Annotated in this window: 17 protein-coding genes; 6 read left to right on the plus strand and 11 right to left on the minus strand. The window is 62.8% G+C overall.

Annotated elements, in window-relative coordinates; translation table 11 throughout:
- The first annotated feature begins 11 nt into the window (after positions 1–11).
- Genes H0274_RS09850 through H0274_RS09860 form a run of 3 tightly spaced genes read left to right on the plus strand, consistent with a single transcriptional unit; the run spans position 12 to position 3,371 of the window.
- A complete protein-coding gene (locus H0274_RS09850; protein WP_226795144.1) occupies positions 12–1,448 on the plus strand; it encodes a glutamate synthase subunit beta in 1,437 nt (478 codons plus the stop codon).
- Between the two features lie 25 nt (positions 1,449–1,473).
- Positions 1,474–2,400, plus strand: a complete 927-nt coding sequence (locus H0274_RS09855; RefSeq protein ID WP_226795146.1) for a 1-phosphofructokinase family hexose kinase — start codon at positions 1,474–1,476, stop codon at positions 2,398–2,400.
- A gap of 29 nt (positions 2,401–2,429) precedes the next feature.
- Positions 2,430–3,371, plus strand: coding sequence for a TauD/TfdA dioxygenase family protein (locus tag H0274_RS09860; protein ID WP_226795148.1), 942 nt, complete (start codon positions 2,430–2,432; stop codon positions 3,369–3,371).
- A 4-nt stretch (positions 3,372–3,375) separates the two neighbouring features.
- Here H0274_RS09860 and H0274_RS09865 read toward each other — a convergent pair whose 3' ends face one another.
- The 4 genes from H0274_RS09865 to ung all read right to left on the minus strand — a co-directional run bounded on the left by H0274_RS09865 (position 3,376) and on the right by ung (position 7,654).
- Entirely contained in the window at positions 3,376–4,731 is a 1,356-nt protein-coding gene (locus H0274_RS09865; RefSeq protein ID WP_226795150.1) for an HD-GYP domain-containing protein, read from the minus strand.
- Positions 4,732–4,821: 90 nt separating this feature from the next.
- Entirely contained in the window at positions 4,822–5,760 is a 939-nt protein-coding gene (locus H0274_RS09870) for a TauD/TfdA dioxygenase family protein (RefSeq protein WP_226795152.1), read from the minus strand.
- Positions 5,761–5,916: 156 nt separating this feature from the next.
- A complete protein-coding gene (locus H0274_RS09875) occupies positions 5,917–6,873 on the minus strand; it encodes a TauD/TfdA dioxygenase family protein (RefSeq protein WP_226795154.1) in 957 nt (318 codons plus the stop codon).
- 100 nt (positions 6,874–6,973) lie between these two features.
- Positions 6,974–7,654, minus strand: coding sequence for a uracil-DNA glycosylase (gene ung, locus H0274_RS09880; protein WP_226795156.1), 681 nt, complete (start codon positions 7,652–7,654; stop codon positions 6,974–6,976).
- 140 nt (positions 7,655–7,794) lie between these two features.
- Between ung and H0274_RS09885 the strand changes: the two genes are divergently transcribed.
- From H0274_RS09885 to H0274_RS09895, 3 genes are read left to right on the plus strand one after another with little or no spacing between them, the layout of a single operon-like run.
- Positions 7,795–8,412 (plus strand): ribonuclease D, encoded by a 618-nt coding sequence (locus H0274_RS09885; RefSeq protein ID WP_226795158.1) that lies wholly within the window; start codon positions 7,795–7,797, stop codon positions 8,410–8,412.
- A 32-nt stretch (positions 8,413–8,444) separates the two neighbouring features.
- Positions 8,445–9,089, plus strand: a complete 645-nt coding sequence (locus H0274_RS09890; RefSeq protein WP_226795160.1) for an LPS export ABC transporter periplasmic protein LptC — start codon at positions 8,445–8,447, stop codon at positions 9,087–9,089.
- Positions 9,089–9,652: an LptA/OstA family protein gene (locus H0274_RS09895; protein ID WP_226795161.1), complete on the plus strand. Its 564-nt coding sequence runs from the start codon at positions 9,089–9,091 to the stop codon at positions 9,650–9,652. Before H0274_RS09890 ends, H0274_RS09895 begins: the two co-directional genes overlap by 1 nt.
- 18 nt (positions 9,653–9,670) lie before the next feature.
- On the opposite strand, the gene H0274_RS09900 is transcribed toward H0274_RS09895, so the two are convergent.
- The 7 genes from H0274_RS09900 to leuS all read right to left on the minus strand — a co-directional run bounded on the left by H0274_RS09900 (position 9,671) and on the right by leuS (position 18,713).
- Positions 9,671–10,843 (minus strand): hypothetical protein, encoded by a 1,173-nt coding sequence (locus H0274_RS09900; RefSeq protein WP_226795163.1) that lies wholly within the window; start codon positions 10,841–10,843, stop codon positions 9,671–9,673.
- A gap of 5 nt (positions 10,844–10,848) precedes the next feature.
- A complete protein-coding gene (locus tag H0274_RS09905) occupies positions 10,849–13,062 on the minus strand; it encodes a GumC family protein (RefSeq protein WP_226795165.1) in 2,214 nt (737 codons plus the stop codon).
- A 43-nt stretch (positions 13,063–13,105) separates the two neighbouring features.
- Entirely contained in the window at positions 13,106–13,801 is a 696-nt protein-coding gene (locus H0274_RS09910) for a polysaccharide biosynthesis/export family protein (protein ID WP_226795167.1), read from the minus strand.
- 249 nt (positions 13,802–14,050) lie between these two features.
- The gene (locus H0274_RS09915; RefSeq protein ID WP_226795169.1) at positions 14,051–14,458 is read right to left on the minus strand and encodes a hypothetical protein; all 408 of its coding nucleotides are present in this window, start codon (positions 14,456–14,458) and stop codon (positions 14,051–14,053) included.
- Positions 14,459–14,659: 201 nt separating this feature from the next.
- Positions 14,660–15,703, minus strand: a complete 1,044-nt coding sequence (gene holA / locus H0274_RS09920) for a DNA polymerase III subunit delta (RefSeq protein ID WP_226795171.1) — start codon at positions 15,701–15,703, stop codon at positions 14,660–14,662.
- Positions 15,700–16,197 carry an LPS assembly lipoprotein LptE gene (gene lptE / locus H0274_RS09925; RefSeq protein WP_226795173.1) on the minus strand — a complete coding sequence of 166 codons (498 nt, stop codon included), beginning with the start codon at positions 16,195–16,197 and terminating at the stop codon, positions 15,700–15,702. Before lptE ends, holA begins: the two co-directional genes overlap by 4 nt.
- The gene (gene leuS, locus H0274_RS09930) at positions 16,194–18,713 is read right to left on the minus strand and encodes a leucine--tRNA ligase (protein WP_226795175.1); all 2,520 of its coding nucleotides are present in this window, start codon (positions 18,711–18,713) and stop codon (positions 16,194–16,196) included. Before leuS ends, lptE begins: the two co-directional genes overlap by 4 nt.
- Positions 18,714–18,761 lie beyond the last annotated feature (48 nt).

The following is an 18,761-nucleotide window of genomic DNA, read 5'->3' on the forward strand; positions in this document are numbered from 1 at the left end:
GGTTACGGAATATGGGCAAGGAAACCGGCTTTCTCGAAGTCGACCGCCAGGATCGCACCTATGACGATCCGAAGGAGCGGGTGAAGCACTATAAGGAATTCGTAATTCCGCATGCGGAACCGGCCCTGCGCGAGCAGGCCAGCCGCTGCATGAATTGCGGCATTCCCTATTGTCACAATGGCTGTCCGGTGAACAACATCATCCCGGACTGGAACCATCTGGTCTATGAAGGGAACTGGGAAGGCGCGCTGGAGACTTTGCACTCCACCAACAACTTCCCCGAGTTCACCGGCCGCATCTGCCCCGCCCCGTGCGAGGCAAGCTGCACGCTGAACCTCATCGACCAGCCGGTGACGATCAAGTCGATCGAATGCGCCATCGTCGATCGCGGATGGAAGGAAGGCTGGATTCAGCCGCAAGTACCGGAAAAGCGCACCGGCAAGACCGTGGCGGTGATCGGCTCGGGCCCGGCCGGCATGGCTTGCGCCCAGCAGCTTGCCCGCGCAGGCCATTCGGTGACGCTGTTCGAAAAGAACGACCGGATGGGCGGGTTGCTGCGTTACGGCATCCCCGACTTCAAGATGGAAAAGCACCTCATCAACCGGCGTCTGGTGCAGATGCAGGCCGAAGGGGTGACCTTCAAGACCTCCACCGAAGTGGGCGTGGACGTTTCGTTCAAGAGCCTGAAGGAAAATTTCGACGCCATCGTGCTGTCGGGCGGCGCGGAAGATGCGCGTATGCTCAACATTCCGGGCTTCGAAATGTCCGGCGTACGGCTGGCGATGGAATTCCTGACCCAGCAGAACAAGCGCGTTGCGGGCGACGATGAAATCCGCGCCGCGCCGCGCGGCAGCCTGCTCGCCACCGGCAAGCATGTCATCGTGATCGGCGGCGGCGACACCGGCAGCGACTGCGTTGGCACTTCCAACCGTCAGGGTGCGGCTTCGGTCACCCAGATCGAAATCATGCCGGAACCGCCGGTGAAGGAAAACAAGCTGCTGACCTGGCCGGACTGGCCGATGAAGCTGCGCACCTCCACCAGCCATGAAGAAGGCGTGGACCGTGACTGGGCCGTGCTGACCAAGAAAGTGGTGGGCGAAAACGGTGTCGTCACGGGCCTGAAGTGCGTCCGTGCCGACTGGTCGGAAGGGCAGCTGAAGGAAGTGCCGGGCAGCGAGTTCGTCATCAAGGCCGATCTCATCCTGCTCGCCATGGGCTTCCTCGGGCCGAAGAAGGCCGGTCTGCTCGATCAGGCGGGTGTGAAGCTGACCGATCGCGGCAATGTCGAGGCCGATACGGAAAGCTATCGCACCAGCGAGGACATGGTCTTCTCCTGCGGCGACATGCGCCGTGGGCAGAGCCTGGTCGTCTGGGCGATCCGCGAAGGCCGCCAGTGCGCCCGCGCGGTGGACGAAGCCCTGATGGGCGTCACCGAGCTGCCGCGCTGATCCGGCGGCGATAGGGGGCCAACCCATGCCCACCATCGCCACCATTACCATGAACCCGACGCTCGACGTCTCCTATGACGTCGAGCGCCTGGAACCCACGCGCAAGCTGCGCAGCCATAACGAGCATTACGATCCGGGCGGCGGCGGCATCAATGTAGCCCGCGTCTTCGTGCGGCTGGGCGGCAATGCGGTGTGCCATTACCTCTCAGGCGGAGCGACCGGCGTGGCGCTGGACGGCTTGCTGGACCTGCACCAGCTTGTCCGCCGTCCAATCCGCATCGCGGGCGCCACGCGCGTTGCCTGCACCGTGCACGAGATGGCAAGCGGCAAGGAATTCCGCTTCGTGCCCGAAGGCCCCGAAGTGGCCGAGGCCGAATGGCGCGCCTGTCTCGACCAGCTGGCCAGTGTGCCCTGCGACTATCTGGTGGCCAGCGGATCGCTGCCGCGCGGCGTACCGGCCGATTTCTATGCCGTAGTGGCCCGCATCGCACAGGAACAGGGCTTCCGCTTCGTGCTCGACAGTTCGGGCGAAGCGCTCAAGGCTGCGCTGGCCGGGGCGCCCGTCCATCTCGTGAAGCCCAACGAGGATGAGCTGGAACAGCTTGCCGGGCGCGGGCTGGAGACAGAAGAGGAATATGCCGCCGCGGCGATGGCGATCGTGGAGCGCGGCGCGGCAGAGTTTGTTGCCGTTACATTGGGCGACAAGGGCGGGCTCCTGGCATCGAAACAGGGGGCGCACTATCTGCCCGCCATTCCGGTCGAAGCGAAAAGCGCCGTGGGTGCAGGCGACAGCTTCCTTGCGGCCATGGTCTTTGCCCTGGCCAATGGGAGCGATCCCCTTGATGCCTTGCGCTATGGCATGGCGGCAGGCAGTGCTGCCGTACTCACTCCGGGCACGGATCTATGCCGGGTGGACGATATAGAGCGGCTCTATGCCGCCGAGACCCGGTAAAAGAGCCGGGCCGGAAGAGAGGATGAACAATGGAAGTGAAACCGCTGCACCCTTTATTCGCCGCCGAGCTGATTGGCGCGGACCTGACCAATGCGCCCGATGCCGCGCTGGTCGATCTGGTGGAGCAGGCCATGGCGCAATATGGCGTTCTGGCGATCCGCGACGCGGAAATTACGGACGAGCAGCAGAAGACCTTCAGCCGCGCGTTCGGTCCGCTTGAAATTCCCAGTCGCGCCAAGGATGCCGCGCCGCGTCCGCAGGGCCGCCGGGTGATTACGCCGGGCATCTTCTATGCCGGCAATCTGGATCACAATGGCGAGATCATCCCCTATGGTGACGATGCCGCCAAGCTGGCCAAGGGTGCGGAGCGTTTCCACACGGACAGTTCCTTTCACCCCATGCCCACCAAATGGTCGCTGCTGCACGGCGTGGAAACGCCGCCGCCCAGCGCCGGGGGCGATACCTGGTTTACCGATGCCCGTGCCGCCTATGACGATCTGCCGCAGGCGATGAAGGACCGCATCGAGGGGCTGACCGGCATTCACGACTTCTGGGAAGGCCGCCGCCGCGCCGGGTTGCAGGGCGAGATAAGCCCGCAGGAAAAGCGCATCATCCCCTTCCCCGAAGTGGAACATCCGCTGGTCCGCAGCGTGAATGGTTCGGGGCCCCATGGCCGCAAATGCCTGTTCGTGGGCGGCCACTGCATCGGCATCAAGGGCTGGAGCGAGGCAGAAGGCCGAGAATTGGTGGAGGAGCTCTACGCTCACGCCACGCAGGAGAAATATATCTACCGTCACCAGTGGAAACGCTGGGATCTGGTGATCTGGGATAATCGCTGCACCATGCATGCAGCAACGCCACTGCTGACCGATGAATATCGCCGCGACATGCGCCGCACCACGATCAATGAAAGCGGCCCTGAAATCTCCGCGCTCGAATGGATGATCGGGCAGGGGCTGGTTGCCGCCTGAGCGGTTAGAGGACGGATTGGAGCGCGGCGAACACTTCGCCGTCAATTCCCCTGCCCACTTCGCCTTGCATCGCCGCCAGTGCCTCTGCGGGGCTGAGTGCAGGGCGATAGGGGCGGTTCGAGGTCAAGGCGTCATAGAAGTCGCACACGGTGATGATCCGCGTCTCGCGGGCGATCGCTGCATCGTCGAGGCCGGAGGGATAGCCCATGCCGTCCAGCCTCTCATGATGGGCTGCGGCAAAGGCCGCCATCTCCGAGAAGATGCCGATCTTCCCCAATAGCGCTCTGGTCCGCCCAGCATGGCCGCGCACCAGTTCCCATTCGCTTTCCGCAAGGCCGGAAGGCTTGTCGAGTATGGCAGTGGGAATGCCGAGCTTGCCGATGTCATGCAGGGCAGCCGCGCGGCACAGGGCGCGGCGCCGGGCGGGAAGCATGCCGAGCCTGGATGCCACTCGATCGACAAGGCTGACGAGGCGGGCGGAGTGGCCGGCCGTATAGGCGCTCTTGGTGTCCACCACTTGCCCGAAGACGGCCGCGAGCCGATCCAGCCCATCTTCGTCGATGAGCACCTTGCCGGCTTCAGGAACCAGCTTGAAGAGCATGCAAGGAAGCGCGGTGGAGCCGAGGTCGGCCCAACTTCGCTCCCGTTCCGCAACCCTGCCGAATGCCTCCAGCAGAGCCGGATCGAGCTGACGCCCGGCCCTTGCGGCAACTTCGGCAAGCGCTGCCGAAGGCCCGCCGTGGATGTAGAATATATCGGCCAGCTCGGCGATCTGCGCGATGCGGGCATAGAGCGGTATGGCCGCTCCGCTCAGATGGCTGGGCCTGCCCGAGCCGTCCCAATGCTCGTCGAGATGATAGATCCCGCTGCATATCGCCGGCGCCAGGCCCAGCCCGGCGGCAAGGTTGGCCCCGCGCGAGGCGCGCAGCTGAACCAGTTCCTGTGCAATCGCATCCTGATGGAGCAGGAAGCGGGCGATCACTGGGATACGCCCGGCAAGCGGCCTGGCGGGGGCGCATTCAGCAATCAGCCCTCGCAGGCGGGCGGAGCGGTTTGCGGGCAGGGTCTTGAGTACCCGCTTGAAGTGGAGATCGTCGGTCTGAAATAGCTCCCCAATCCGGGCGGCATTGGCCGAACTGCCGAGATCCTTCAGCAGCAGGACGAAGAACAGCTCGCCAAGCTCCCGTGGAGCAAGGCCAATCTCCTGCCCCAGCAGGCAACCGAGATAACAGGCGCGCGTGCTATGGCCGTCAGGCTGACTATCCGCCAGATCGAGCGCATGGCCGAAGGCGCGGATCACTTCCGCAAGCGAGCCGCCCGTTTGTTCCGGGCGACGGCGAAGGACATCCTCGTGCAGCATCGCGCCGGGCAGTCTAGCTGCGCCAGCCTTATCGCCTTCCGGACGAGGATGGTTAAGGCGGCCTTGTCGGCGAGTTAGCTTGTCGGCGAGTTAGCTTTTCGGATCCTGCAGTCCGGCAATCCGGCCATCGGTCTGGCTTGCCTGGCGGAACATCGCCTGCACCGAACCGTCGCCCGAATCCGGCGCCTGCGGATCGCGAATGGTGGTGCGGCGCATGTCCCGCCGATGCAGGGATTCGTCGAAATCGCCTGCCCGATGATAGGTGCACAGATTATCCCAGATCACCATGTCGCCGGGCCGATATTCGACCGGGAAGATATATTCGGGGCGGCCCACCCAATCGTTCAGTTCCTCGATCAGGGCACGGCCTTCTTCCCGTTCCATGCCCACGATGTCGCGCGCATGGGCCCCCAGATACAGCGCCTTGCGGCCCGATCCGGCATGGACATGGACCACCGGGTGGACCGAGTGAGGGAAACGATCGACCTCTTCTTCCGTGTAAGGATAGCCCGCCCGGCGGCGGGACCAGAAATAGCAATGGCGCGCCTCAAGCCCTGCCAGCCGGTCCTTCATCGCCTGCGGCAGGTCATCATAGGCGCTGCGTGTGTCGGCAAACCAGGTGGGGCCGCCATTGGGCGCTTCATGGCACAGCAGCAAGGATTGCGCCGCCCGTTCCTGCACGAAGGAGCTGTCACTGTGCCACAGGCGGTTTCCGCGATTGGTCAGGCGGCGATGCTCGTCATCCACGATATTGCCGTCGGCATCGAGATTGGACGCGTCGAACAGTTCGGGATGGGCGAAGCGCGGCCGTCCCCGCGTCTTGGGCGCCAGGATCACGTCGCCAAAAATCCGGGTGAAGGCGACATGGCTGTCATCATCCAGCCCCGTATCGCGCCATACGGTCACGCCCCAGCGGTTCTGGATATCGATGATTTCCCGCTTGTTCTCTTCGCTCAGCGGGCCGGTGATATCGATGCCCGAAACCTCGGCGCCGAAACGCGGCAGGATGGGGGTGACCGTAATAGACATGACGAATCCTTAGCCTGCTAATTATCTAGGCTCGCCAATAGGCAATTCACAGGACCAAGGCAAGAGCGGTCAAAGGAGACAAGGTGCGCAGGCAAAGGGTGGTGCGGCCCGGCAGATGCTCTGGAATGCCGGACCGCACCGGGGGGAGAAGGGTTGTTATCCCGCCGCCAGGACGCGCTCCTTCATCGCGTCGCCGGGGGAGAAAGGCGTATCGCCTGCGGCGGAGAACATTTTGGTGAAATGGTCGATGGCTGCAGGAGGCGCGAGCGGATCGCGCACCGTGGTCCGGCGCATGTCGCGGCGATAGAGCGTATCGTCATATTCCCCGCCGCGATGGAGCGAACAGAGATTGTCCCAGATGGTCATATCTCCGGGCTTGTAGTGGACCGCGAAGACATAGTGCGGCTGGGTGCACCATTCGACGAGTTCATCGATCAGCTTGCGCCCTTCTTCGCGATCCATGCCCACGATGTCCCGCGTATGCGCCCCAACAAACAGAGCCTTGCGGCCGGATCCGGCATGGATGTGGATGAGAGGATGAATGGCCTGTGGTTTCGCGTCCACTTCCTCCTCTGTGTAGGGATAGCCTGCCCGGCGGCGGGACCAGAAATAGGAATGGACGGCTTCGAGCCCTTCCAGCCGGCCCTTCATCGCCTGGGGCAGATCTTCATAGGCGCTGCGCGTATCGGCAAACCACGTCGGCCCTCCATGCGGAGGTGCCTCGTGACACAGCAGCAATGCCTGTGCCGAACGGACCTGCATGAAAGAGGAATCCGAATGCCACAGGCGATTACCCTTGGCGCCAAGCCGGATGCTCTCATTATCGACGATATTGCCCGCAAGATCGAGGTTGGAGGCGTCGAACAATTCCGGCTCGCTCATGCGGCTCGGCTTTCCCGAATGACGGGGGGCAAGCTCCACATGGCCGAAGATACGGGAGAAGGCGACGTGGCTTGCATCGTCCAGGCCCGTGTCGCGCCATACGGTAACGCCCCACTTGTTCTGGATGTCGATGATTTCACGCTGGGTTTGCCGGTCAAGCGGACGGGTGATGTCCACGCCCGATACTTCAGCCCCGAAACGCTCGCTTAGGGGTTCCACCCTGATCGCCATGACTTTCCAACTCCCCAATTTCTCTCTTCGGGGATTCGGATAGCACGCTAACGATAGGGGAAAATTGACCGGAAACAAATCGGCCGGGAAATATCCGCGCCTACCAGTCGATCGGCTCCCTGCCATGCGCGCTCAGGAAGGCATTGGCCTGGCTGAAGGGGCGAGAGCCGAAAAATCCGGAATGGGCGGAAAGAGGGCTGGGATGCGGCGCGGTAAGGATCAGATGCCGCGTATTGTTTGCCAGTTCGGGCACGCGCATCGCCTTTTTCTTGGCATGGCTGCCCCACAGGATGAACACGCAGGGCTGTTCCCCACGCGCAACGGCAGCAACCGCGGCATCGGTAATAGCCTCCCATCCACGGCCCTGATGCGAACCAGCCTGCCCTGCCTCCACGGTGAGGGCATTGTTGAGCAGCAGCACACCCTGGCGCGCCCAGCTTTCCAGATTGCCATGCGGCGGCGCCTTCACGCCAAGGTCGCTCTCAAGCTCCTTGTAGATGTTCACCAGCGATGGCGGCACGCGGACGCCCTCCGGCACTGAAAAGGCGAGGCCATGGGCCTGGCCGGGCCCGTGATAGGGATCCTGCCCCAGGATCACCACTTTCACCCTGTCCAGCGGAGTGAGTTCCAGTGCGCGCAGCCGCGCCCCTCGTGGTGGGTAGACGGTCTTGCCGGCCCCTTCCTCGGCGCGCAGCCAGCCGCCCAGCTTGCGGGCCTCCGGCGTGGAAAGCACTTCGCCCAGCGCGGGCTGCCATGAAGAGGGGAGCGAGTTTTCAGCCATGCAGCCCTGCTATCCTCTCCCGCCTTTGGCGGCCAGTATGGCATCGGCGCTATCCCCAATGGGCCAAGTTTGCGCCACTCCGCATTTTCCGCGCCTTCAGGTGTTTCCACCGGCGCTGAAAATGCTCTAGGGGAACTCCCATGGCTGTCTATTTCCACGAAGAAGACCTTCCCGAAGGCGTCCTCGCGCCCGGCCCGGTCGCCGTCGATACTGAAACGATGGGGCTCATCACCCCGCGGGACCGGTTGTGCCTTGTCCAGATCAGCGACGGAAAGGGTGACGAACACCTTGTCCGCTTCGCCAAGGGCAGTGCGTATGACGCGCCGAACCTCAAGGCGGTGCTGGCGGATCCTTCCCGCGTGAAGCTCTACCATTTCGCCCGGTTCGATCTTGCAGCGATCGAGCATTATCTGGGGGTTACGGCTGCGCCGGTGTTCTGCACCAAGATCGCCAGCAAGCTCGTTCGCACCTATACGGATCGGCACGGACTGAAATATCTCGTTTCCGAACTGCTTGGCGCCGACATTTCGAAGCAGCAGCAAAGTTCGGACTGGGGCGGCCCGGTGCTGAGCGATGCGCAGCGCGAATATGCCGCGTCGGATGTGCGTTTTCTCCATCGCCTGCGCGATATTCTGGCCGAAAGGCTGGAACGCGAAGGGCGCACTGCCATTGCCCAGGCCTGTTTCGACTTCCTGCCCACCCGTGCCCGGCTTGATCTTGCAGGCTGGGCCGACAAGGATATCTTCAGCCACGAATGAAGCTGCGCGAGGTTCGCCCATGACCGGTGATCATGACTGAACAGGCCGACACGCTGCGCAGCGACCGGCGGCGCTTTGCCTGGCCCGGCGGATCGCATGACCGGCTGGTGTCCGTGCTTGCCCGTTTGCTGCCCGCGCTGATCGGGGTTGTCGTGGCGCTGATGGTCTTCACGCCGCTCGCCCCGCGCGGGGAAGTCAGCTTCATCCTCGACCGGAACAAGGTGGCCATCGCCGAAAATCGTCTGCGCGTGGAAAACGCGATGTATCGGGGGGAGGACAACAAGGGTCGCCCCTTCTCTCTCACGGCGGGGGAAGCTGTGCAGGAAAGCGCCCGGGTGCCCATCGTCCGCATGCGGGATCTTCGGGCGCGTATCCAGCTGACGGAAGGGCCGGCGCTGCTCAGCGCGGGTTCGGGCGAGTATAATTTCGAACAACAGAAGGTCGGCATCAACGGGTTGGTGCAGTTTACCGCGGCTGACGGATATCGGGCGTCGGCGCGCGATGTGTCGATCGACCTTGAGAAAAAGACGCTGGTGGGCGAAGGCAGGGTGGAAGGCGCCGTTCCTGCCGGAACATTCAGCGCCGACCGGATCGTGGCGGACCTTGGCGCGCGCACGATCATGCTGGACGGCCATGCCCGGCTCCGTATGGAGCCCGGCAAGCTCAGGATGCCATAATGGACCGTAAGTTTTCCTTCTCCGCCCTGCTCCGCAAAGGCTCCTTGCGGGCCGGCCTGGCAGGTTTCGCGCTTACCGCTGCGGCCATTGCCGGTTTGCAGCAGCCCGCCGCTCAGGCACTGGGATCGCACAACACCGATGCGCCCGTGAATTTCAGTGCGGACCGGATCGAATTGCAGGACAAGCAGAACCGGGTGGTCCTGTCCGGCAATGTCATCATCACTCAGGGTGATCTGCGACTCAACGCGGGACGGACCACGGTAGCCTATACCGATAGCGGTTCGCTGGAAATCCAGCGGCTGGATGCGACCGGCGGAGTCCTCGTGACCCGGGGCAATGAATCGGCCCGAGGGGCTGCGGCTGTCTATGACTTCAACCGCCGGGTAATCGTGATGTCGGGCGGGATCCAGCTTCGCCGGGGCGGTGATTTCCTGTCCGGGGCAAGGCTTGTGATCGACCTCAGGACGGGGCTTTCCAGCGTGGATGGGCGTGCAAGCGGTGCCACTGGGACGACCACGTCGACCGGTCGTGTAACGGGCAGCTTCACCGTTCCCAAGAACTGATCGCCGGGCCGGGTAAAATTACTCGGCCGGTTCGATCGTCATTTCTTCAAGCGTGACTTCATCCCGGCCGGGGCGAAGCCAAACGCCCAGTATCGCCCTTTCGCAGGCATCGGCTTCCAGCACCTGACCTGCTGCGGCGGCATCGCCATTGATCCGGGACGGACGGCGCGCGTGGCCATCGCAATCGAGCGATATGACGAGTCTTTCGGCAGGCACCGAACCGCGCGCTTTGACGCGCCAGCTACCTGGCGGAATATCGACCGCCTGAGACAGGATGAGGCGCGTGACGGAGGCAGTGCTGCGAGCCCTGACAGCATGGGCGTTCGGCGCAAGTTCCACCATATCGACAGCCAGATCGCCGCTCGCGAATTTACGCCAGCCGAAAGGCGCCTGTTCGGTCGATTTGGAGAGCAGTTCGAAATTCCCGTCCGCCAGCATGCCTCGCGCTGGCGCAGCACCCGCTTTCCCGCAACTCGCGCGCCACAGGTTCTCCGCATCCCGCCGCATTCCATTGAGAAGCAACTCCCGGGCAAATCCGCCCAGTGTGTCGCATTCAAGCGCGTTGCCCTGCCCGACCGCTGCAAGCGCAACCTGCGCCCGATTTTTGAGGCGCGTCACGTCGGGTGTTTGCCCTGCGCGGAAATAGCCGGCGCTCCATGGCGGTGCTTCCGCGAGCCGATGGGCCAGCGCCAGCCTGCCTTCGGGCGTAGCCTCCAGAGGAGCGACGAGTTTGGCTGCGCCTTCCAGATTCGGATTGGCGCGTAGCAGGGCATCGGCACGCAGGGCGGCGCGTTCGTTATCGTTTGCCCGCATTGCCGCATCATACCAGTATATCTGCGTCAATCTGTCCCGCCAGCCGCGCTGGGCGGAAACGCGGAAGGCATCTTCCGCATCTTGCTGATCTTCTGCGAAACTGTGGGCAATGCCCAGCAAGGCCGTCGCCTGAGGTCTCAATGGATCGTTGCGAACCGCGCTTTCACCAAAGGCAAGCGCATTGGCCTTGTCACCGCGTGCCAGCGCCACAGCTCCGGCGGAGAGGTCCGCCTGAGCGCGAAAAACCCCGGGGACCAGACGCTCCAGCGTAGGTGTTTCAGCACTCAGCCGGTCAAATCCGCTGCCCCAGGTTGCAGCAAGATAGGCGAGGGAAAAACCCGAAAGCAGCAGACGTGCAGCGAGGCCGGATTTCGCCATAGGCGTCAGCTCTTGGCCTCGTCACTCGTTTCGTAGCGGTAGTAGGAATAGCCGTAATATTCGGAATAGCGGTTGCCCGATTTATCCGGATCGAACTTGGTGAGCACCGCGCCAAGGAGGGCTGCATTGACAGAGCGCAGCCGCTTGAGAGCCGTCTTGAGCGCGCCGCGCCGGCCACGATCAGCCTCGATCACGAACACCACGCCATCCGCCAGAGCGGCAAGCGTGGGTGCGTCCGCAAGGCCGAGCACGGGCGGACTGTCACACAGCACGACGTCATATTTTGCGGCGAACTCGTCGATCAGGCCCATCATCCGGGGCGAGGTCAGCAGCTCCGTGGGGCTGGGCGGAATGGGGCCGGAAGGCAGCGCGTCAAAATTGGGCATGCCGGTATGCAGCACTGCGCTTTCCGCCGGGTCAGCCGAAACCAGAAGGCTGGAAAGACCCTTGCGGTTGTCATAGCCCAGCCATGTATGGACCGAGGGACGACGCATGTCGGCATCGATCAGCAACACGCTCCGCCCCATGCGGGCAAAGCCAGCGGCAATCGCAAAGGCCGTGGTACTCTTGCCTTCGGTCGGTTGCGCACTGGTAACCGCGAGAACCTTGGGCAGGCCCTGGCGCGTGGAATAGAGCAGGGCGCCCCGTAGCGAGCCATAGGCTTCGGCAACGGCCGACTTGGGATTTGCCAGAGCCTCCGCAGGCGAAACATCCCCCGAATTCGGAATGATGCCCAACAGCGGAAGCTGGACCTTGTCCTCCACATCCTCGGGAATGTGGATCGCATCGTCGAGCTGGTCGCGCATGAATACCACGATGCCGGCCAGCACAATGCTCAGAGCTAGGGCAATGGCGAGATTCTTGGCCAGGCTGGGCGAAGAAGGAATCAGCGGCGGGTCCGCGCGATCGATGATCGCCAGATTGCTGTTGGCAATGCCGGCCGCTGCGTTAAGCTCGCGGAAACGCTGCAGCAGTCCGTCATAGAGCGAGCGGTTGGTGTCGGCTTCGCGTGCGAGCGTATTGTAACGCACGGCGCGATCCTGTTCCGCCAGAGTGGCGCCCTGAAGTTCCTCGACCTGTGCGTTCAGCCGCTGCTCCGCAGCAAGGGCAGCTGCATATTGGGCACGGATGGAATCGCGCACATTGGCCGCCACCTGATTGAGCTGCTGCTTCACGGTAGCCAGTTCGGCTTCTTCCTGCAGCACCGTCGGGTGACCGTCGAGATAACGCTCGCGATCCTTTTTCAGCTGGGCATCGAGTTCTGCCCGGCGGGTCATGAGCTGCTGGACAGTGGGATTGGAAAGCACCGCCAGCGACGAGAAAAGCGGGGTCGACTGTTCCGTGCGCCACCGGCCTTCGGCTGCAATCCGATCTGCCTTGGCGCGGTTTGCCGCCTCGTTGATCTGCATGAGGCTCGACGTCGTCACGCTGCTGGACGAATTGTCGCCGTTCTCCCCGCCAGTTCCGGCCTCCCGCATGCGGATCAGGCCGGCATCGCGGGCATAGGCGTTCACTTCGCGCTCCGAAGCTTCAAGCCGGACTCGGGCTTCTTCCAGCTGTTCGCCGATGAAGTTGCGCGCATAGGCCGAACTGTCGAAACGGCGCTGCAGGTTCGCCTGGATGAATTCGTCGGCGAAAGTATTGGCGATCTTGGCTGACATCGCAGGATCGGTGCTGAGGAAGCTGATCGTGACGATGCGGCTGTTGCGAGGCAGGTTGGCCTGCATATTGTCCCGCAGAAGATCCAGAACCTGCTCGCGCCGCTGTGCGTCAGTGGTGCTCTGCGACGGCAAGGGCAGTTCCATCGCGGCATAGAAGCGCTCGTTGCCAATCAGGTCCAGGCGCCGTGCCACGCGTTCCGCCAGGCCGCGGCTGCGCAGAATCTCGATCTGGGTATTGAGGAAGCGCTCGACGTCGGTCGCCTTGTTTACCTCGGTCTGTGCATCCAGTTCCTCGCCCAGAACCTGTTCGCTCTGGTCATTGATCTGAACGCTGGCAGCCGCTGTGTAACGCGGTGTGTCAAGCATTGTCAGCGCGATCGCGGCAAGCACTGCCAGACCGATAATCGCGGCGATCAGCCACTTGTTCCGGCGTATCAGCGCCAGAACATACCGCACCGCCTCACCGATCGCTCCCGGGCCATAGGCCTCTACAGGCTGCCCATAGGGATATTGCGGATCATGCAACGGCTCATGTGTTTCGGGCGCGGGCACGTTCACTTGCTGCTCCTTGCGTCCATCGGACCGCACGAATCCACGGCCATCAGAACCGGGTAAACACGTTAAACAGAGGCGCCGCGTCGAGAATATCGCGCCACACGCCACGGAGGGAAGAATAGCCGACCACTACGACATCGCCCGGCAGGATTTGCGGATCCGGCGCGGTGCCCGATCGAACGTCCGTAAGATCGAAGCGTGCGCCCATGCGTTGTCCGTTGACGAAACGGAAGATCAGCACTTCATCAAGCTTGGCCGTACGGGTAGGACTGCGCGCCAAGGCCATGGCAGTCAGCAAGGTGGCGCCGGGCTGAATCTGATAAACGCCCGGCTGGTCCACCTGTCCTTCTACCGAAACCGTCGAGGACATTGCGCTCTTTACCGCAACGGCAACTCGAGGGTTGCGCAGATAGCCATTGGCATAAGCGTCCTGGATCTGCGCTGAGAGCTCCGCCTGACTGAGGCCATCCGCCTTGATCTCGCCGATCAGCGGAAGATAGAGATTGCCAGAGCCGTCAATGGCAACTTCCTCGACCGTAAGGTCCGGTTCCTGGAACACATTGACAGTCACCACATCGCCCGGATGCAGCAGATAAGCGCCATTCTGGTCCGCGCTCGCATTGGCGAGCACCTCATAGGCCGCAGGGCCCGTAGGAAGATCTGGATGCAATTGTTGCTGGCAGGCGGCCAGCAGCGCGAGAGGTGTAAGCCGAATCAGGCTGAAAGGCTGGGCTTTGCGCACTGTATTCCCTTCAGGCAGGCACTGGGAGAGGGCTCCCGATCTTTTGCCGCAATTGGCCAAGTGCCATTACCAAAATGACAATCTGGACAAGCAGCAGCAATTGCTTCGGATAATGGCGCGACAGAATTGTCGCCACAAAAATCAGGAAGATAATGCAGAATTGGGCGCGAGCGGGAAGTCCGCGGAGGGAAGGGTAAGAACATACCCGTTCGCGCAGCCTTTATCGGCGCCTAGGTAAGGAGCTCGCAATCAACCCGGGCTATCGGAATTATTGCCACTGCCGGCAATCGCAATGGCTGTGCCGCCAGCGACAAGAATGCCTCCGACAATCGCAAACGGGAACCCGCCCGTCTGAGCCTGATAGAACGTGTTGGTCGGAAGGCGACAGCTGAACGGCGTGCCAGCCTTGCTCAGCACGACGCGACCGACTGTATCGACCTGAACATTCTTCTTCTTGAGCTTCAATGCCTTGTCGGTGATCTTGACACAGCGCCACTGGTTTTCAAGGCCGGGCGCATAAGCCACGGAACCCACGCTGGCTCCCATCGCCGGCAATACCTGGGCGGAACGGGTTGCATTGGCGGCATAAGCAGGGCTGGTGCAAACGGTTGCGCAAAGCGCCATCGCAGCAAGTCCAATGTTGATCTTGTTCGTCATTTCCATTCCCTCGCTGGGTCCAAGACCCATTACCCATTATGGAAGATGCTCGATTTGTACCCCATTATGGGCTCTCAAGCCACCTGTTTTCTCGCATGTGCAGCACGGAAATGCTGACCAGCCGATAAGAGATTAGAGGATGAAAGTGGCTGAAATGCAAGGGAAACGGCCATTTGCAATGGTTAATGTGAGCCTAGTCCACTAGCGTTTTGGCGCGGCGGCCCGTGCAATTTCCGCGAGGCTTTGTGCCAGCAGGAGTTCTGCGGACTGGTTGTTGGCCAAAAGCGCGCGATGGAGCTCCATGAGTCTCGTCACCAGCCGGTCGAGTTTGCGCCCCCGCCAGCGTCGCAGTTGGACCGAAAGATCGCGTTCATCCCGCCAGAATATGCGCCGGGCGCGCTTCTCCGCTTCAAGCAGGGCGTTGACATCTCCACGCGGGCCGAGTCTTGCCGCCAGCGAAGCCAGTTGGGCGGCCCGCCGCTCAAGCGCAAGCAACAGGCCCACGGGATTCATGGAAGTCTCCCGCATCCGCCGCAATTCGTCCCCGAGCTTGCCTGTCTCTCCTGAGAGAACGGCATTCACTAGCGGCATGAAGCCATCTTCCTCGGTCTTTGCCCCCACCGCATCCAGAGCGTCAGCACCGGCATCCTTGGGTTCGATTGCGCTGGCATCGAGATAGAGCGCGAGTTTGGTGACTTCCGACTGCGCCAGCCGGACATCAAGGCCGGAAGCACGGGCGATACGTTCGGCAAGGTCGCCCGAAAGCCTGAGTCCGGCCGTACTTGCCATGGTCCGCACGACTTGGGTCACCTGAGCCAGATCCGGTGGATAGAACATCGCCACCAGGGCGTCGTCGCGCTTTTCCAGAAGCTTCGCCGTGCGTGATTTGTCCGTCGCGGATGTGGCGATCACCAGAACCGGACAAGGCTCGCCTTCCTTCGCGTCGATTGCCTTGAGAAGAAGATCAACGGCATCATGCACTTCGTCGCCGCTGGCGCGAACAACGATATGGCGGGTATCGCCAAACAGCGACGTGGAACGCGCTTCATCGCCCAGAAGAACTGGGTCTTTGCGCAGGTCGCTACCCTGCATGTCCAACCGTTCGCCAGCGTCGGGCAACAGGGAGACGACCCGCTCAACCGCAGCAGAGGCGCCGGCTTCGTCCTGACCGCAGAAGAAAAAGACCTTGCAGGTCCCCGCCGCGCGCTGCGCTACATTGGCGAAATCGCGCTGGGTGGCCTTCACGGCGCTTTGCGCAGGGCCAGCGCCAGACGAGTTACGATCCGGTCAGCCACGTCACGCGACAGGTTTTCGAGCGCGGTCTGCTCGGCCGCGATGGTCGCATATTCGGAACTGACGACGTCGATACCGGCATCGGAACCGTCACTGGCGTCCAGCAATACTTCGCCCGTTGTCGTATCGACCAGCTGATAGCGCGCGCGCAAAGTGCGGCGCTCACGCCCGATCGTATCGTCGGTCAACAGGCCGAGCCCTTCGAGATTATCGTCAAGCCGCACATCGAGCCGGTAACGGGCCGATCCGTCTGCATCGCCGAGCCGGTCCCGCAGGGCATTGCGCACGAGCCAGCCTGCCTGGCCTTCAATGGCCGGCACATCCACGGCGGCCAATGCGCGGGCCACCTCGCCGCTGCCGCCGCCTGCATACATGGGCTGAAGCCCGCAGGAAGCGAGCGCCGGCGAGGCAAGCGCCAAGGCAAGAAGGGCGCCTGTGCCCTTCATGCGACGAGATTGACCAGCCTGTCGGGCACCACGATCACCTTGCGCACTTCCGCTCCATCTAGTGCACGCTGCACTTTCTCGGAAGCAAGGGCAAGCGCCTCCAGCTCTTCCTTCGGCGTGCCTTTGGCCACGGTCAGCGTATCGCGCAGTTTGCCCTTCACCTGAACGGCCACGGTCACTTCGTCTTCCACCAGCAGCGCGGGATCGACCTCGGGCCAGTCCGCCTCGGCCGCCAGCCCGGTTTCGCCGATGGCGGCCCAGCCTTCTTCGGCCAGATGCGGCATCATGGGCGAAGCCAGCAGCAGCACGGCGCGAATCGCATTTGAACGGCTGGCCGAAGGCGCGGCCTTTTCGGCTGCGCTGGTCAGCTCATAAATGCGGGCGACGGCCTTGTTGAAGCTCAGGGCCTCGATGTCGTCGGCCACAGCGGCAACGGTCTGGTGGACCTTGCGGTCCAGCGCCTTGTCCTCGCCAGTGACGGTGGCGTCATACTGGCCAAACAAGCGCCACAAGCGCTGGACGAAGCGCCAGCAACCTTCGATCCCGGCTTCGGACCAGGGCAGGTCGCGTTCGGGCGGGCTGTCGGACAGCATGAACCAGCGCACGGCGTCGGCGCCGTATTTCGCGACGATCTCATCCGGGTCGACGACGTTTTTCTTCGACTTGGACATCTTGATGACGCGGCCGATCTCCACCGGCCTGCCATCGTCCTTCAGCACTGCGCCATCCGCGCTGCGCTCTACTTCGCCGGGGCTAAAATAGACGGGGCGTCCGCCTTCCTCGCGCGAATAGGTCTCGTGCGTCACCATGCCTTGCGTGAACAGCTGGGCGAAGGGTTCGGCCACATCGAGCTTGCCAATGGCCTTGAGTGCGCGGGTCCAGAAGCGGGCATAAAGCAGGTGGAGGATCGCATGTTCGATCCCGCCAATATATTGCTGCACCGGCATCCAGCGCGCGACTTCTTCGGGGTCGAAGGGACGGTCGGCAGGCTGGCTGGCGAAGCGCAGGAAATACCACGAACTGTCGACGAAAGTGTCGAGCGTATCGGTTTCGCGTTCGGCAGCCCCACCGCAGGCCGGGCAATCGACATGTTTCCAGGTCGGGTGGCGCACCAGCGGATTGCCGGGGATCGACATGTCCACGTCTTCCGGCAGGGTAACGGGCAGCTGGTCCTTGGGAACCGGCACCACGCCGCAGCTGGGGCAGTGAATGAAGGGGATCGGCGTGCCCCAGTAACGCTGGCGCGAAACGCCCCAGTCGCGCAGGCGCCACACGGTTTTTCCTTCGCCCCAGCCTTCGCCCTCGGCACGGGCGATGACAGCCGCCTTGGCATCGGCCACGCTCATCCCGTCGAGGAAACCGGAGTTGACGCAAACCCCGTCGCCCGCCTCGGCTTCGCCAGCGAAAGGCTTGTTGGCATCTGCGGCACTGGCGGCGATCACGCGCGTGATCGGCAGGCCGTATTTGGTGGCGAAATCGAAGTCGCGCTGGTCATGGCCGGGCACGGCCATGATCGCGCCGGTGCCGTAATCCATCAGCACGAAATTGGCGATGTAGAGCGGCAGGTCGGCGCCGGTGAAGGGGTGCTTCGCGGTGATGCCGGTATCGAAGCCCAGCTTTTCGGCGGTCTCCAGCTCGGCAGCGGTCGTGCCGCCTTCGCGGCACTTCTCGATGAAGGCCTGCGCTTCGGCATTATCCGCCGCGACTTTCTGCGCCACCGGATGATCTGCCGCCACGGCCACAAAGCTCGCGCCGAAGATCGTGTCGGGCCGGGTAGTGTAGACTTCCAGCTTTTCGCCGTCGGAAAGGGTAAAGGCGAATTGCAGGCCCTGGCTCTTGCCGATCCAGTTTTCCTGCATCAGCTTCACCTTCTCGGGCCAGTGCTCCAGCGAGCCGAGGCCGTCGAGCAGTTCCTGCGCGAAATCGGTGATCTTGAGGAACCACTGGGAGAGCTTGCGCTTCTCCACCAGCGCGCCCGAGCGCCAGCCGCGCCCGTCGATCACCTGTTCGTTGGCCAGCACGGTCTGGTCCACCGGGTCCCAGTTGACCGCGCTTTCCTTGCGGTAGACGAGACCGCCTGCATAGAGATCGAGGAACAGCGCCTGTTCGTGGCCATAATAGGAAGGATTGCAGGTCGCGATTTCCCTGCTCCAGTCGAGCGCAAAGCCCAGACGCTGGAGCTGCGCCTTCATGTTGGCGATATTCTGATAGGTCCACTCGCCGGGATGGACACCCTTTTCGATCGCGGCGTTTTCTGCGGGCATGCCGAACGCGTCCCACCCCATGGGGTGCAGCACTTCATGGCCGGTCATCGCCTTGTAGCGCGCCAGCACATCGCCCATCGTGTAGTTGCGGACATGGCCGATATGGATGCGCCCCGAAGGATAGGGGAACATCTCCAGCACATAGGCGCGTGGCTTGGTGGAAGAATCGTCGGCACGGAAGCACTGCGCGTCATCCCATGCGCGCTGCCAGCGCCCGTCGGCCTGCGACGGATCGAATCGTGTTTCGCTCATGATCTGCCCCTAGAGGCTGTATTGTCGAGTTGGAAGCACCGCGCTGTC

Source organism: Fulverythrobacter ferritrahens (assembly GCF_020539485.1).
Lineage (GTDB): Bacteria > Pseudomonadota > Alphaproteobacteria > Sphingomonadales > Sphingomonadaceae > Andeanibacterium > Andeanibacterium ferritrahens.

Bases quoted from the DNA above. Each gene is read 5' to 3' on its own strand.
- H0274_RS09850 (WP_226795144.1), top strand. From the start codon at position 12: ATGGGCAAGGAAACCGGCTTTCTCGAAGTCGACCGCCAGGATCGCACC.
- H0274_RS09855 (WP_226795146.1), top strand. From the start codon at position 1,474: ATGCCCACCATCGCCACCATTACCATGAACCCGACGCTCGACGTCTCC.
- H0274_RS09860 (WP_226795148.1), top strand. From the start codon at position 2,430: ATGGAAGTGAAACCGCTGCACCCTTTATTCGCCGCCGAGCTGATTGGC.
- H0274_RS09865 (WP_226795150.1), bottom strand. From the start codon at position 4,731: ATGCTGCACGAGGATGTCCTTCGCCGTCGCCCGGAACAAACGGGCGGC.
- H0274_RS09870 (WP_226795152.1), bottom strand. From the start codon at position 5,760: ATGTCTATTACGGTCACCCCCATCCTGCCGCGTTTCGGCGCCGAGGTT.
- H0274_RS09875 (WP_226795154.1), bottom strand. From the start codon at position 6,873: ATGGCGATCAGGGTGGAACCCCTAAGCGAGCGTTTCGGGGCTGAAGTA.
- ung (WP_226795156.1), bottom strand. From the start codon at position 7,654: ATGGCTGAAAACTCGCTCCCCTCTTCATGGCAGCCCGCGCTGGGCGAA.
- H0274_RS09885 (WP_226795158.1), top strand. From the start codon at position 7,795: ATGGCTGTCTATTTCCACGAAGAAGACCTTCCCGAAGGCGTCCTCGCG.
- H0274_RS09890 (WP_226795160.1), top strand. From the start codon at position 8,445: ATGACTGAACAGGCCGACACGCTGCGCAGCGACCGGCGGCGCTTTGCC.
- H0274_RS09895 (WP_226795161.1), top strand. From the start codon at position 9,089: ATGGACCGTAAGTTTTCCTTCTCCGCCCTGCTCCGCAAAGGCTCCTTG.
- H0274_RS09900 (WP_226795163.1), bottom strand. From the start codon at position 10,843: ATGGCGAAATCCGGCCTCGCTGCACGTCTGCTGCTTTCGGGTTTTTCC.
- H0274_RS09915 (WP_226795169.1), bottom strand. From the start codon at position 14,458: ATGACGAACAAGATCAACATTGGACTTGCTGCGATGGCGCTTTGCGCA.
- lptE (WP_226795173.1), bottom strand. From the start codon at position 16,197: ATGAAGGGCACAGGCGCCCTTCTTGCCTTGGCGCTTGCCTCGCCGGCG.
- leuS (WP_226795175.1), bottom strand. From the start codon at position 18,713: ATGAGCGAAACACGATTCGATCCGTCGCAGGCCGACGGGCGCTGGCAG.